The following is a 14,426-nucleotide window of genomic DNA, read 5'->3' as shown; positions in this document are numbered from 1 at the left end:
AGGCCCCCGAACGGGTCGGCCAGGCCGACCCCATTGGGGTTACTTACGGGAATAATGCACGACCAGCTTGTCGCCGATCATCTGCAGCACCTGGACCAGGATCACCAGTAGCACCACGGTGACGATCATCACGTCGGTCTGGAAGCGCTGGTAGCCGAAGCGGATCGACAGGTCGCCCAGGCCGCCGGCGCCGACCACGCCGGCCATGGCGGTGTAGGACACCAAGGTGATGGCGGTCACGGTGATGGCGGCGATGATGCCCGGCATCGCTTCAGGCAGCACGGCCTTGAAGATGATCTGGCGGGTGGTGGCGCCCATCGACTGGGTGGCCTCGATGATGCCGCGGTCGACCTCGCGCAGGGCGGTTTCCACCAGGCGCGCGAAGAACGGCGTGGTGCCCACCACCAGTGGTGGAATGGCCCCGGCGACACCCAGCGAGGTGCCAGTGATCAGCACCGTGACCGGGATCATCACGATCAGCAGGATGATGAACGGCACCGAGCGCACGATGTTGACGATGGTCGCCAGCACCGCATAGAACTTGGTGTGCTCGAACATCTGCCGCGGGCTGAACAGGAACAGCACCACGCCCAGGGGCAATCCCAGCAGCACGATGAACACCAGCGAGGTGAACAGCATGATCAGGGTGTCGTTGGTCGCCTGCCAGATCTCGACCCAGTCGACGTTGGCAAAGTAGTTCAGGATATCCATCAACGCAGTACCTCCATATGTACGTCAGCCGCCGTGAAGCGGGCGAACGCCGCCTCCATGTCGCCACCGATCAGGGCGAGGGTCAGCTGGCCATAGGGAATGTCCTTGATGCGATCGATACGCCCGGCAAGGATGCTGTAGTCCACGCCGGTTTCGCGGGCCACGGTGCCCAGCAACGGCGCATAGGTGGCGTCGCCCTGGAAGGTCAGGCGCACGATGCGCCCCGGCACATGGGTGAAGTCGTCGCGTTGCTCGTTCTCGTCGACCTGCTCGTCTTCCTGGACGAAGCGCTTGGTGGTTGGGTGCTGCGGGTGCAGGAACACCTCGGCCACCGGGCCTTGCTCGACGATCTGCCCGGCATCCATCACCGCCACGCGGTCGCAGACCCGGCGGATCACATCCATTTCATGGGTGATCAGCACGATGGTCAGCTTCAGTTCGCGGTTGATCTCGGCCAGCAGTTGCAGCACCGAGGCGGTGGTCTGTGGGTCAAGGGCGCTGGTGGCCTCGTCGCAGAGCAGGATCTTCGGATTGGTGGACAGGGCACGGGCGATGCCGACGCGCTGCTTCTGCCCGCCCGACAGCTGGGCCGGATACTTCCTGGCGTGGTCCTGCAGACCGACGCGGGCCAGCAGTTCGGTCACGCGCTTGTCGATCTGCGCACGTGGCAGCTCGCCGGCCAGTACCAGCGGCAGGGCGACGTTTTCGGCGACGGTCTTGGAGGCCAGCAGGTTGAAGTGCTGGAAGATCATCCCGACCTGCTGGCGGAAGCTGCGCAGCTGGTTGGCGTCGAAGCCGGTGACATCTTCGCCGTCGACGACGATCTTGCCGCCGGAGGGCTCCTCGAGGCGGTTGATCAGGCGCAGCATGGTGCTCTTGCCGGCACCGGAGTGGCCGATCAGGCCGAACACCTGGCCATCTTCGATGGTCAGGCTGGTCGGGTTCAGGGCCGGGATATCCCTACCGGCGACGCGGTAGGTCTTGTGGACGTTTTGAAACTCGATCACTGAGCGAACCTTGTGGGGCGCATGGAAATTGGGCTGGCGGTGTGCCGGGGTGGCGCATTTTAGCCTTTTTCAATAGCGGTACTTATCACTAATTTCCGATTCGTCCAATCCGTTGGGCATAACGCGACAACCGGTAATCCAGATTGAACGCTCGCCGCGGCGCCTCAGTCACTACTTCAACCAGCCCCCCTGGGGCAGCCTGAAGACTGATGAGGAGAGCCGGACATGGCCAGCAAGAACACGCCGGAGCCACGAGCAAGCCAGGTGGCGGGCACCCAGACACCCGATCGGGCCAACACCAACGCCAAGTTGCAGAGCCTGGAAAACTTCCGCAGCGACGCCAGCGGCCAGGCGCTGCGCACCAATCAGGGGGTGAAGGTCGCCGACAACCAGAACAGCCTGAAGGCCGGTGCCCGCGGGCCCTCGCTGCTCGAAGACTTCATCATGCGCGAGAAGATTACCCACTTCGACCATGAGCGCATCCCCGAGCGCATCGTCCACGCCCGCGGCACGGGTGCCCATGGTTACTTCCAGAGCTACGGCTGTCACGCCGCGCTGACCAAGGCCGGCTTCCTCCAGGACCCGGACACCATCACCCCGGTATTCGTGCGCTTTTCCACCGTGCAGGGGCCGCGTGGTTCCGGCGACACGGTGCGTGACGTGCGCGGTTTCGCGGTGAAGTTCTACACCGACGAGGGCAACTTCGACCTGGTTGGCAACAACATGCCGGTGTTCTTCATCCAGGATGCGATCAAGTTTCCCGATTTCGTCCATGCGGTGAAGCCCGAACCGCACAACGAGATGCCTACCGGCGGCTCTGCCCACGATACGTTCTGGGACTTCGTCTCGCTGGTGCCGGAGTCGGCGCACATGGTGATCTGGGCCATGTCCGACCGCGCCATCCCTCGTAGCCTGCGCATGATGGAAGGCTTTGGCGTGCATACCTTCCGGCTGGTAAACGCCGACGGCGTGGCCAGCTTCGTCAAGTTCCACTGGAAGCCGCGCCAGGGTGTGCACTCGGTGCTGTGGGACGAAGCCCAGAAGCTGGCCGGCAAGGACACCGATTACCACCGTCGCGACCTGTGGGACGCGATCGAGACTGGGCACTACCCGGAATGGGAACTGGGCGTGCAGATCGTGCCGGAGGCCGACGAGCACAAGTTCGACTTCGACCTGCTCGACCCGACCAAGCTCATCCCCGAGGAGCTGGTGCCGGTGACGCCGCTGGGCAAGATGGTGCTCGATCGCAACCCGGACAACTTCTTCGCCGAAGTGGAGCAGATTGCCTTCTGCCCGGGGCATATCGTGCCAGGCATCGACTTTACCAATGACCCGTTGCTGCAAGGCCGTCTGTTCTCCTACACCGATACGCAGATCAGCCGCCTAGGTGGGCCGAACTTCCACGAAATTCCGATCAACCGACCGATTGCCGCCAACCACAGCAGCCAGCGCGATGCCATGCACCGCATGACCATCGACAAAGGGCGGGCCTCCTATGAACCCAACTCGATCGATGGCGGTTGGCCCAGGGAAACCCCGCCGGCCCCGCGCAATGGTGGTTTCGAGAGCTACCAGGAGCGCATCGACGCGCACAAGATCCGCCAGCGCAGCGAGTCGTTCGGTGATCACTTCTCCCAGGCGCGGCTGTTCTTCCACAGCATGAGCGCCACCGAGCAGCAGCACATCATCAAGGCCTACAGCTTCGAGCTGGGTAAAGTGGAGCGTGAGGAGATCCGCGCCCGCGAGGTGAACGAGATCCTGGCCAACATCGACCTCAAGCTGGCGGCGGCGGTAGCGGCCAACCTCGGGCTACCCGCGCCGAAGGCCGGAACGGTTCAGGTCAAGGACAGCAAGCTCGGCCAGTCGAAGGCGTTGAGCCAGATGAACCACCCCGGGGATATCGGCATCAGCGGGCGCAAGGTCGCCGTGCTGGTGGCCGATGGCGTGGACGCGGCGAGTGTCGACAAGCTGGTCAAGGCGCTGGAGGCGCAACGTGCGCGGCCGATGCTGCTGGGGCCGACTTCGGCGCCGGTCAAGGCCAAGGGGGGCAAGGCGCTGGCGGTGGATGCGTCAATGGAGGGCATGCCGTCGGTGATGTTCGATGGGGTTTGGGTGCCGGCTGGCAAGGCGTCGCTCGCGGCGTTGGAAAACAGCGGCGTGGCCAAGCACTTCCTGCTCGAGGCCTACAAGCACCTCAAGCCCATGGGGCTGGCGATGGATGCCAAGCTGCTGCTGAACAAGCTGGGTTTGCAGGAGGATGCCGGGTTATTGCTGGGCGATGAGCAGAAGACGTTCGAAGCCTTCTTCAAGGCGGTCGAGGGGCATCGGGTGTGGGCGCGGGAGGCCGCGGCCGAGGGTATTCCCGCGTAAGCAAGGCCGCTCTTATAGGGATTTCGCGGTCACCTGTAGGAGCGGCCTTGTGTCGCGATGGGGCGCGCAGCGGGCCCGATTATCTCACTGCTGGTGGGGAACCAGCACCACCTGCGCCGGCAGCGAACGCTGGATCTTATGCGTCTGCTGCAACGCGAAGCCGCTGTCGAGCTTGCGCACGCGTTTTCCCAGCAAGGTCTTGAGCCACGGCGCGTCCTGGGTACGCGGCACCTGGAAGACCACCTCGCACCGGTAGTTCACCACATCGGCGGCAATGTCATCGAGCTGGCGACGTAGGGCGCGGCTGTCGGTGGTCTGCAGCGCCACCACGGTAGACGGCGCGGACGGGTCGATCAGGCGTGCCTGGGGCTTGGCTTCGGCGGCCTTGAGCGCGGCCTCGGCTTTTTCCAGCTCGGCCTTGCGCGCCTGGGCCATGGCGTCGCCGCCGGTCAGCGCGGGCGCTTGCGGCATCAGCGCACGGGCACGCGCCAGGGCGGTGGCGGCGGCGTTCACATCACCTTTTTGCAACACGATCTGGCTGCGTTGCAGGTAGGCTTCGGCTAGCTGGCGCTGGTGCGGCTCGACCCGTGGGTCGTTTGGCGCTTGTGCCGCAAGCGCGGCCAACTGGTCCTCGGCGGTGGCCAGCTCGTTGCTGGCGATGCTTTGCTCCAGCTGCTGCCAGGCATCCGGCTGGACAGCGGTCGGCTGTTCTGCCGGGGTGCTGGAGCACGCAGCCAGGAACAGGGAAAACGCAACAACAAGCAGATAACGTGAGGCGAACGGCTTCATTCCTGCGACTCTCTATTTGCGCAAAAAGCGAGCAAGTCTACACCCAGGTGCGCACGCTCGAAAACAAGTCCTACAGACCTGCAACCGCTGAAAAGGTTGCAGGATGCGCCTGCGCGCATCCAGATATTTCAGCGTTTGGGCAACGCCAGGCTCAGCAAGAATAGCACTGCCGCGCAGACCACGATCGACGGTCCGGCCGGGGTGTCCTTGAACCACGATAGTGCCAGGCCGCCGCACACAGCGCTAACACCCAGCAGGCTGGCACCCAGGGCCATCTGTTCCGGCGAGCGGGCGTGACGTTGTGCCGCGGCGGCCGGAATGATCAGCAACGAAGTGATCAGCAGCACGCCGACGATCTTCATCGCCACCGCGATCACCACCGCGATCAGCAGCATCAACGCCAGGCGCAGGCCCGCCACCGGCAGGCCTTCGACCATGGCCAGCTCCTCGTGCACGGTCACTGCCAGCAGCGGCCGCCAGAACACCGCCAGCAGCGCCAGCACCAGCGCGCTGCCGCCGAGTATCCAGGCCAGGTCCGTGGTACTGATCGCCAACAGGTCGCCGAACAGGTAGGCCATCAGGTCGATGCGCACGTCGTGCATGAAACTCAGCACCACCAGGCCCAGGGACAAGGTGCTGGGGGCAAGAATGCCGAGCAGGGTGTCCGAGGCCAGCGGCTGGCGCTGTTGCAGGGTGACCAGCAGGATCGCCAGCAACAGGCAGCCGACGGTTACCGCCAGCGCCGGGCTGACATCCAGCGCGAAGCCCAGGGCCACGCCCAGCAGCGCGGCATGGGACAGCGTGTCGCCGAAATAGGCCATGCGCCGCCACACCACGAACGAACCCAGCGGGCCGGCGACCAGGGCCAGGGACAAACCGGCAAGCAGGGCGTAGAGAAGAAAATCAGCCATGCTTGCAATGCTCTCCGTGGACATGGGCGCTAGGGGCGATCACCGCGCCATGCAGGTCGTGACTGTGATCGTGATGGTGATGGTAGACCGCCAGGCTCGGGGCGTTCTGGCCGAACAGCTCGACGAAGGCCGGGTCGTTGCTGACCTGTTCGGGGTGGCCCGAGCAGCACACGTGGCGGTTGAGGCAGACCACCTGGTCGGTGGCGCTCATCACCAGGTGCAGGTCGTGGCTGACCATCAGCACGCCGCAACCGTGGCGGTCGCGCAGGCGGGTGATGAGGTTGTACAACTCGGTCTGGCCGACCACGTCGACGCCCTGTACCGGCTCGTCCAGCACCAGCAGTTCGGGCTCGCGCAGCAGCGCGCGGGCCAGCAGCACGCGTTGCATCTCGCCGCCGGAAATGGTCTGGATCGGGCTGTCGATCACCTGCTCGGCGCCGACCTCCTGCAATGCCGACAAGGCCGCCGCGCGGCCTACCCCGGGCACCAGGCGCAGGAAACGCAGCACCGACAGCGGCAGCGTGGCGTCCACCTGGATTTTCTGCGGCATGTAGCCGATGCGCAGCCTTGGCTTGCGCCAGACCTTGCCGCGGTGTGGCTTGAGCAGGCCCAGCACGGCGCGCACCAGGGTGGTCTTGCCGGCGCCGTTAGGGCCGATCAGGGTGACGATCTGGCCGGGGGCCACCGACAAGTCGATGCTGTCGAGCACCGCCTCGCCGCCGAAGCTGACGCCGACCTGCTCGAGGCGGATCAGGGCGTCGCTCATGCCTTGCCCCGGCAGTTGCCGCACAGGCCGACCACTTCGACGGTCTGGGTCTCGACGGCGAAACCCACGGCCTTGGCGCTGTCGACGATGGCGTTGCTGATGCTGTCCTGTTCCAGCTCGATGGCCACGTGGCAGGCGCGACAGATCAGGAACTGGCCCTGGTGCGCGTGCTCGGGGTGGCTGCAACCGATGAAGGCGTTGAGCGAGGCGATGCGGTGCACCAGGCCGTTGTCGAGGAGGAAGTCCAGGGCGCGGTACACCGTCGGTGGCGCTGCGCGGCGGCCGTCCTGTTCGCTGAGCACGGCGAGGATGTCGTAGGCGCCCAATGGCTTGTGGCTCTGCCACACCAGCTCCAGCACCCGCCGGCGCAGGGCGGTCAGGCGCAGGCCCTGGCGGTTGCACAGCGCATCGGCCTCGGCCAGCGCGCTGTGCACGCAGTGGGAATGATCGTGGGGACGGTGGGCCAGCGGCGTGATGGACATGGGCAGCGACGGTTCTGGATGGAGACGTTATTATGTTACCTGTTTCTGACGACCCGAGTATCCACCGTGTCCCGATTCCTTGCCCTCTTTGTCGCTTTCATCGCTTTTTCGGCGCACGCCGACGTGCGTGTGCTGACCAGCATCAAGCCCCTGCAACAGATCGCCGCCGCCGTGCAGGACGGTGTCGGCAGCCCCGACGTGCTGCTGCCGCCGGGCGCCTCCCCGCACAACTATGCACTGCGCCCCTCCGACGTGCGCAAGGTCGCCGATGCCGACCTGCTGTACTGGGTCGGCCCGGACATGGAAGGTTTCCTGCCCCGCGTGCTGAAGAGTCGTCCCAAGCCGACCGTGGCCGTGCAGTCGCTGTCGGGCATGCAGTTGCGTCATTTCGGTGAGGACAGCCACTCCCATGACGAGGAAGACCACGACGATCATGACCACGACCACCGTCCGGGCAGCCTCGATGCGCACCTGTGGCTGTCGTCGCTGAATGCCCGGGTGATCGCGACGAAGATGGCTGGCGACCTGGCTGCGGCCGACTCGGCTAATGCCCCGCGCTACCAGGCCAACCTCAAGCAGTTCGTCGAGCGCCTGGATGCCCTGGATGCGCGCATCAAGCAGCGTGTGGCGGGCATCGCCGGCAAGCCTTACTTCGTGTTTCACGAGGCATTCGACTACTTCGAGGCCGCCTATGGCCTGAAGCACACCGGCGTGTTCAGCGTGGCCTCCGAGGTGCAGCCGGGCGCGCAGCACGTCGCCGCCATGCGCAAGCGTCTGCAGGAAGTGGGCAAGACCTGCGTGTTCAGCGAGCCGCCACTGCGCCCGCGTTTGGCCGAGACGCTGACGGCCGGGTTGCCGGTGCGGTTGGCCGAGTTGGATGCGCTGGGTGGCACCGACAAGGTGGATGGCAAGGGCTATGAGCGTTTGCTGGAAAAACTGGGCGGCGACCTGGCTGGCTGCCTGGAACAGCTCTAGGGTCGTTATTTGTAGCACCCTGCAGGAGCGGCCTTGTGTCGCGAAGGGCGCTCCTACAGGGGTAGGGACGGCGGTGAAATCCACATTGGCCGGCGGCCAGGCCGGCGCGATCTACAAGGCGAAGGGCAGCTTCAACGCCACTTGCTGGCGTTGCGCCAGACGCACCTCGAATTCGCTCGGGTCATGGATCATCACGTCCATCCCGGCGAACGCCTGCGCCGCGATCAGGCGCGACAGCCAAAAGCGCACGCACGCCACCCGCAGCATCACCGGCCACAGCTGCGCTTCAGCGGCGGTGAACGGTCGCAGTGCCGCGTAGGCGCCCAGCAATGCCTGGGCGCGCGGCAGGTCGATACCACCCTGCTCGTCCAGGCACCAGTCGTTCACGGTGATGGCGATGTCATACAGCATCGGCCCGGAGCAGGCGTTGTAGAAGTCGATCAGGCCGGTTAGGTGGGTGCCTTCGAACATCACGTTGTCACGGAACAGGTCGGCGTGCAGGTTGGCCTTGGGCAGGGCGAGGATCTGCGCCTTATGCGCGGTGATTTCCGCCAGCGCCGGTTGCAGCAGCCCGGTTTGCTCCTGGTTCAGGCTCGGCAGCAGTTCGGCGCCTGATTCGAGCATCCAGTCCAGGCCCCGGTCGGTACGGCGCTCGATGATGCGCTCGCGGGTGGCCAGGTGAATGTGCGCCAGCAACTCGCCGACCTGGGCGCAGTGCTGGTTGTTCGGCAGTTTGATGTGCTTGCCCGACAGTCGCGGCTGCAGCAGTGCAGGCTTGCCGCACAGTTCGCGCAGGCCATTACCGTCGCGGTCGCGCACGGCGTAGGGCACGGGCATGTCGGCATCGTGCAGCACGTCGAGCAGTTCGATGAAGAACGGCATGTCTTCAGCCGGCCCGCGCTCGATCAGTGTGAGAACGAACTCCCCATTTTCCAGACTGACGAAGAAATTGCTGTTCTCGGTACCGGCGGCGATACCCTGGAAGTCGAGCAGGCGGCCCAGCTCATAGGGCGCCAGAAAGGTTTCCAGCTCAGGCCGGGACACAGGGGTGAAGACTGACATGTTGAAGAATTGCCCATGCGGGCACTTCCGCCGGGAAGTGCCTGGTTGATATGAACGGTACGCGAGCCTACTTCCACTCGAAGATTTTCCAGGACGGAATCAGCATGTCCGGCTGGTCTGAGCGAATGAAATTGGCGTCGGTGCCATCGGCGCGTACCAGGAAATAAGGTTTGCCGCCCTTCGGCGTGACCTTGATCGCATACAGGAAGCCGTTCTGCCGGTATTCCTGGATGGTTTTATCGCCTTCCGTGCGAATGGTTACATCGGGATCGGCCGATGGGGCTTCGTCCGCCGCCTGGGTGACGACTGGCATGGTGGCCAGCAGACCGAGCAGTAACAGGCGATTGAGTGTGCGCATGATAACCTAGTCCTTTTGTCGTCATTGATCCGGCTATTCTAGCTCCGGACCCGCCGAAAAGGTTGATTCTCCTCATGAGCCAAGCGCCCCTCGTCCTGGTGGACGGTTCGTCCTACCTCTACCGCGCCTTTCACGCGCTACCGCCGCTGACCACCTCCAAGGGCATGCCCACCGGTGCCGTCAAGGGCGTGCTGAACATGCTCAAGAGCCTGCGCAAGCAATACCCCGACAGCCTGTTCGCAGTGGTCTTCGACGCCAAGGGCGGGACCTTCCGCGACGCCATGTTCGCCGAGTACAAGGCCAACCGCCCGAGCATGCCCGACGACCTGCGGGTGCAAGTCGAGCCGCTGCACGCCAGCGTGCGCGCCCTGGGCTATCCGCTGCTGTGCGTCGAGGGCGTCGAGGCCGACGACGTGATCGGCACCTTGGCGCGCAGCAGCGCGGCGGCCGGTCGTCCGGTGATCATCTCGACCGGTGACAAGGACATGGCGCAGTTGGTGGATGGCCACGTTACCCTGGTCAACACCATGACCGGCAGTGTGCTGGACGTGGCGGGCGTGCACGAAAAATTCGGCGTCGGTCCTGAGCACATCATCGACTTCCTCGCCCTGATGGGTGACAAGGTCGACAACATTCCAGGCGTGCCGGGCGTCGGCGAGAAGACCGCGGTCGGCCTGCTGACCGGCATCGGCGGCGGCCTGCGCGATTTGTACGAGAACCTCGACAAGGTCCCGGCGCTGGCCATCCGTGGCGCCAAGACCCTGCCGGCCAAGCTCCAGGAACACCGTGACGCGGCGTTCCTCTCCTACGAGTTGGCCACCATCAAGTGCGATGTCGAGCTGGATGTCGAGGTCGATGCGCTGGTATGCGGCGCGCCAGACCGAGAAACCCTGTTGGCGTTGTACACCGAGATGGAGTTCAAGAGCTGGGTCGCCGACGTGCAGCGCGAGGCCAGCCAGGCTGGAGACACCGCCGTGGCGGCCGAGGCGCCCGCCCTCAAGGTCGAGCCGCAGTACGAAACCATCCTCGACCAGGCGCGCTTCGACGCCTGGCTGGAAAAACTGCGTCAGGCGCCATTGTTTGCCTTCGACACCGAAACCACCGGCCTCGATGCCCAGCAGGCGCAACTGGTCGGCCTGTCGTTCGCGGTAACGCCGCACGAGGCGGCCTATGTACCGCTGGCCCATGACTACGAAGGCGCCCCGGCCCAGCTGGACCGCGAGCAAGTGCTGCTGGCGCTCAAGCCGCTGCTGGAGGACCCGGCCAAGGGCAAGATCGGCCAGAACGCCAAGTACGACATCAACATCCTGGCCAACGGCAGCCCGGCCATCCACATGCGCGGCGTGGCCTACGACACCATGCTCGAGTCCTATGTGCTCGACTCCACCGCCACCCGTCACGACATGGACAGCCTGGCGCAGAAGTACCTGGACCACACCACCATCGGCTTCGAGGACATCGCCGGCAAGGGCGCCAAGCAGCTGACCTTCAACCAGATCCCACTGGACAAGGCCGGCCCCTACGCCGCCGAGGACGCCGACATCACCCTGCGCCTGCACCAGGCCTTGCAGGCGCGCCTGGCCAAGACCCCCAGCGTGCTGCCGGTGCTGATGGACATCGAGATGCCGCTGGTGCCGGTGCTGGCCAAGATCGAGCGCCAGGGCGCGCTGGTCGATGCCGCGCTGCTCGGCGTGCAGAGCGGCGAGCTGGGGGCCAAGCTGGTCGAGCTGGAGCGCGAGGCGTTCGAGCTGGCCGGCGAGGAATTCAACCTCGGCTCGCCCAAGCAGCTTGGCGCGATTCTTTATGACAAGCTGGGCATGCCGGTGCTGAGCAAGACCGCCAAGGGCCAGCCGTCCACCGCCGAGGCGGTGCTGGATGAATTGGCCGAGCAAGGCTACCCGCTGCCCAAGGTGCTGATGCAGTACCGCAGCCTGAGCAAGCTCAAGAGCACCTACACCGACAAGTTGCCGGGGCAGATCAACCCGCGCACCGGGCGTATCCATACCTCCTACCAGCAGGCCGTGGCCGCCACCGGCCGGCTGTCGTCCAGCGACCCGAACCTGCAGAACATACCGATCCGCACCGCCGAGGGCCGGCGCATTCGCCAGGCCTTCGTCGCCAGCCCCGGCTACAAACTGCTGGCGGCGGACTATTCGCAGATCGAGCTGCGGATCATGGCCCACCTGGCCAAGGACGAAGGGCTGCTGCACGCCTTCCGCAACGACCTGGACGTGCACCGCGCCACTGCCGCGGAAGTGTTCGGTGTCGCCCTCGAGAACGTCACCACCGACCAGCGCCGTAGCGCCAAGGCGATCAACTTCGGCCTGATCTATGGCATGAGCGCTTTCGGCCTGGCCAAACAGATTGGCGTCGATCGCAAGCAGTCGCAGGACTATATCGACCGCTATTTCGCCCGTTATCCAGGGGTGCTGGCCTATATGGAGCGCACCCGCGCCCAGGCCGCTGAAAAGGGCTTCGTCGAAACCCTGTTCGGGCGGCGGCTGTACCTGCCGGACATCAACGCCAAGAACCCGGCCTTGCGCAAAGGCGCCGAGCGCACCGCGATCAACGCGCCGATGCAGGGCACCGCGGCGGACATCATCAAGCGCGCCATGGTGGCGGTGGACAACTGGCTGACCGAGAGCGGGCTGGATGCGCGGGTGATCCTGCAGGTGCACGACGAACTGGTGCTCGAGGTGCGCGAAGACCTGGTCGAACAGGTGAAAGCCGAGATTCGGGTCCACATGAGCGGCGCGGCGCAACTGGATGTGCCGTTGCTGGTGGAAGCGGGCGTTGGCTCGAATTGGGACGAAGCTCACTAAACGCCGCGTGAAAGCTGTGTAGGATCTGCGGCGTAGTGTCGCGGATTCGGTGCAGGCTTCGGGCCTTAGATCGAGCGTTTCATGAAACTATCGCAAATAGTTTCCAGGGACTCGGAACTAAACCGGTGAACCGCCACTCAGAGGTACTGAATGGCTGGTGAAGCCTTTCGATGCTCCTATGTTGTGTTAAGTGTTGGCAGATATCTGGACCCCGCCCTAGCGGTCCGGACTTGGACCCCGAACTTCCCCCTCCCCATACGAAGTCCGGGGTTTTTTTTGCCCGGAATTCGGCGTCATGTCTGCCTGGGCCCGCTCCCACGAAAGCCTCACTCGACCTCAGGCAGCCGGCTTGTCTTCCAGCTCCATCCAGTCCGCCAGCACGCGATAGGCCTCTTCCAGGCCCAGACGCTTGGGCGCCGAGAACAGCTGGATGGTCGCGGTGTCGCCCCAGCCCTTGCGAATCTCCGACTGCACCTTGAGCAAGGTGTTCTTGCCGGCGCCGTGGGTCAGCTTGTCGGCCTTGGTCAGCAGGATGTGCATCGGCATGCCGCTGGCCTTGGCCCAGTCGAGCATCATCTTGTCGAAGTCGGTCATCGGATGGCGGGTGTCCATCATCAGGATGATCCCGCGCAGGCATTCGCGGCTGCCCAGGTAGGCCTCCAGGTGTTTCTGCCAGTGCTGCTTGAGCGGAATCGGCACTTTTGCATAACCGTAGCCCGGCAGGTCGACCAAACGCCGTTCATCGTCCAGACTGAAGAAATTCAGCAGCTGGGTGCGGCCGGGGGTCTTCGAGGTACGCGCCAGGCTGGCGTGGGTCAGGGTGTTGAGGGCACTGGATTTACCGGCGTTGGAACGGCCGGCGAAAGCCACCTCGTAACCCTGGTCTTGGGGGCATTGTTCGACCTTGGCGGCGCTGAGGGCGAATTTGGCTTTCTGGCAGAGGCCGAGGATGGGGTTCTTGACTTGCATGGGATTTCCGATGTGGTGTCGCCCAGCACTGGCGTCGAAGGACCAGGCCCGGCAAGCGGTGTCATTTCCGTTTGGCTGGCGGAAGTATATAATGCCCCAGTTTTTGTGTGCTCATTCGCCTGAAGCAGGCGATGTGAGCATGGGGTGTCGAACAATAGCTCGCGCAACAGAACGCAGCGCGGCCCCCAACCCTGTCAAGTCGTTTCGCGTGGCGAAATGGCTGCTTGCTGTCGGTATGTTCCTGCCGTTTTACAGCGCACAGGCTACACAGGATCCCGAGGCGTTGTACAACCGCATCTGTGCGGCCTGTCACGCCGGACAACTGCCACAGGCGCCCAAGCAGGGTGACCGGGCAGCCTGGGAGCCAAGGCTGGCGCAAGGCATGGAGCGACTGGTGACACATGTTACACAGGGTTTCAAGGCTATGCCGCCGCGTGGATTGTGCATGGACTGCAGTGCCGAGGACTACCGTTTGGTCATCCTTTGGATGAGCGGCAGTCCCGATACATAACATTTCACCCTTAGCCGTGTTGGATTAGCTGATGAACAAACTAGTCGTGAGTCTGCTGTTGACCATGGGGGTCGCAGGTGCGGCAACTGCTGCGGGACCCATCAAAGGCGATGCCGCCGCCGGCCAGGCCAAGACAGCTGTCTGTGGGGCCTGTCACAACCCCGACGGCAACAGCCTGGCGCCGAATTTCCCGAAACTCGCCGGCCAAGGCGAGCCCTACCTGACCAAGCAGTTGCACGACATCAAGGACGGCAAGCGTACCGTGCTTGAGATGACCGGCATGCTGGCCAATTTCAACGAACAGGACCTGGCCGACATCGCCGCTTACTTCGCCAGCCAGAAAGGCAGCGTGGGTGCCGCCGATCCGAAGCTCGTCGAGCGTGGTCGCGCCTTGTTCAACGGCGGCAACCTGGAGAAAGGCATGCCGGCCTGCACCGGTTGCCACTCCCCCAATGGTGCAGGCATCGCCCTGGCGAAGTTCCCGCACCTCAGTGGCCAGCACGCGCAGTACGTCAGCAAGCAGCTGACCGACTTCCGCGAAGGCAACCGCACCAACGACGGCGACGCCATGACCATGCGCACCATCGCCGGCAAACTGAGCAACAAGGACATCGAAGCGCTGTCCAGCTACATCCAGGGCCTGCACTGATCCTGTAGGTCCGGGCGTTAACACTCGGTTAATGCTTCAGCGCT

General features: G+C 64.4%; 14 protein-coding genes. 5 read left to right on the top strand and 9 right to left on the bottom strand.

The genetic code is table 11. The features are described from left to right. Positions 1–39: 39 nt before the first annotated feature. Together E3U47_RS00870 and E3U47_RS00865 are read right to left on the bottom strand one after the other, a co-directional pair. The gene (locus E3U47_RS00870) at positions 40–711 is read right to left on the bottom strand and encodes a methionine ABC transporter permease (protein WP_134689057.1); all 672 of its coding nucleotides are present in this window, start codon (positions 709–711) and stop codon (positions 40–42) included. Further along, positions 711–1,718 (bottom strand): methionine ABC transporter ATP-binding protein, encoded by a 1,008-nt coding sequence (locus tag E3U47_RS00865; RefSeq protein ID WP_134689056.1) that lies wholly within the window; start codon positions 1,716–1,718, stop codon positions 711–713. The genes E3U47_RS00870 and E3U47_RS00865 overlap by 1 nt, the downstream gene beginning before the upstream one ends. A 225-nt stretch (positions 1,719–1,943) precedes the next feature. On the opposite strand from E3U47_RS00865, the gene katE reads away from it, so the two are divergent. After that, positions 1,944–4,088 carry a catalase HPII gene (katE, locus tag E3U47_RS00860; RefSeq protein WP_134689055.1) on the top strand — a complete coding sequence of 715 codons (2,145 nt, stop codon included), beginning with the start codon at positions 1,944–1,946 and terminating at the stop codon, positions 4,086–4,088. Positions 4,089–4,172: 84 nt separating this feature from the next. Here the strand turns inward: katE and E3U47_RS00855 are convergent, their stop codons facing one another. From E3U47_RS00855 to zur, 4 genes are all read right to left on the bottom strand, one after another. Beyond that, a complete protein-coding gene (locus E3U47_RS00855) occupies positions 4,173–4,877 on the bottom strand; it encodes a PA5502 family lipoprotein (protein ID WP_134689054.1) in 705 nt (234 codons plus the stop codon). 128 nt (positions 4,878–5,005) lie between these two features. After that, positions 5,006–5,788, bottom strand: a complete 783-nt coding sequence (znuB, locus tag E3U47_RS00850) for a zinc ABC transporter permease subunit ZnuB (protein ID WP_134689053.1) — start codon at positions 5,786–5,788, stop codon at positions 5,006–5,008. After that, a complete protein-coding gene (gene znuC / locus E3U47_RS00845) occupies positions 5,781–6,554 on the bottom strand; it encodes a zinc ABC transporter ATP-binding protein ZnuC (RefSeq protein ID WP_134689052.1) in 774 nt (257 codons plus the stop codon). The genes znuB and znuC overlap by 8 nt, the downstream gene beginning before the upstream one ends. Continuing rightward, entirely contained in the window at positions 6,551–7,036 is a 486-nt protein-coding gene (gene zur / locus E3U47_RS00840; RefSeq protein WP_134689051.1) for a zinc uptake transcriptional repressor Zur, read from the bottom strand. Before zur ends, znuC begins: the two co-directional genes overlap by 4 nt. Before the next feature lie 18 nt (positions 7,037–7,054). On the opposite strand from zur, the gene E3U47_RS00835 reads away from it, so the two are divergent. After that, positions 7,055–8,011 (top strand): zinc ABC transporter substrate-binding protein, encoded by a 957-nt coding sequence (locus E3U47_RS00835; RefSeq protein ID WP_134689050.1) that lies wholly within the window; start codon positions 7,055–7,057, stop codon positions 8,009–8,011. Between the two features lie 111 nt (positions 8,012–8,122). Here E3U47_RS00835 and E3U47_RS00830 read toward each other — a convergent pair whose 3' ends face one another. Both E3U47_RS00830 and E3U47_RS00825 read right to left on the bottom strand, forming a co-directional pair. Next, on the bottom strand, positions 8,123–9,073 hold the full coding sequence (locus E3U47_RS00830) for a homoserine kinase (protein WP_134689049.1): 951 nt from the start codon (positions 9,071–9,073) through the stop codon (positions 8,123–8,125). A 67-nt stretch (positions 9,074–9,140) separates the two neighbouring features. Beyond that, positions 9,141–9,431 carry a DUF2782 domain-containing protein gene (locus E3U47_RS00825; RefSeq protein ID WP_134689048.1) on the bottom strand — a complete coding sequence of 97 codons (291 nt, stop codon included), beginning with the start codon at positions 9,429–9,431 and terminating at the stop codon, positions 9,141–9,143. Positions 9,432–9,505: 74 nt separating this feature from the next. Between E3U47_RS00825 and polA the strand changes: the two genes are divergently transcribed. Beyond that, positions 9,506–12,253, top strand: coding sequence for a DNA polymerase I (gene polA / locus E3U47_RS00820; protein WP_134689047.1), 2,748 nt, complete (start codon positions 9,506–9,508; stop codon positions 12,251–12,253). 336 nt (positions 12,254–12,589) lie between these two features. On the opposite strand, the gene yihA is transcribed toward polA, so the two are convergent. Continuing rightward, the gene (yihA, locus tag E3U47_RS00815; protein WP_134689046.1) at positions 12,590–13,222 is read right to left on the bottom strand and encodes a ribosome biogenesis GTP-binding protein YihA/YsxC; all 633 of its coding nucleotides are present in this window, start codon (positions 13,220–13,222) and stop codon (positions 12,590–12,592) included. Between the two features lie 208 nt (positions 13,223–13,430). Between yihA and E3U47_RS00810 the strand changes: the two genes are divergently transcribed. Both E3U47_RS00810 and E3U47_RS00805 read left to right on the top strand, forming a co-directional pair. Further along, positions 13,431–13,733, top strand: coding sequence for a cytochrome c5 family protein (locus E3U47_RS00810; RefSeq protein ID WP_134689226.1), 303 nt, complete (start codon positions 13,431–13,433; stop codon positions 13,731–13,733). A 31-nt stretch (positions 13,734–13,764) separates the two neighbouring features. Continuing rightward, on the top strand, positions 13,765–14,382 hold the full coding sequence (locus E3U47_RS00805; protein ID WP_134689045.1) for a cytochrome c: 618 nt from the start codon (positions 13,765–13,767) through the stop codon (positions 14,380–14,382). Positions 14,383–14,426: the final 44 nt, after the last annotated feature.

Origin of the sequence: Pseudomonas sp. RIT623, assembly GCF_004519305.1 — a bacterium.
Classification (GTDB): domain Bacteria; phylum Pseudomonadota; class Gammaproteobacteria; order Pseudomonadales; family Pseudomonadaceae; genus Aquipseudomonas.
Note: the sequence above shows the minus strand (reverse complement) of the source record. Positions and strands in the feature narration are given on the sequence as shown.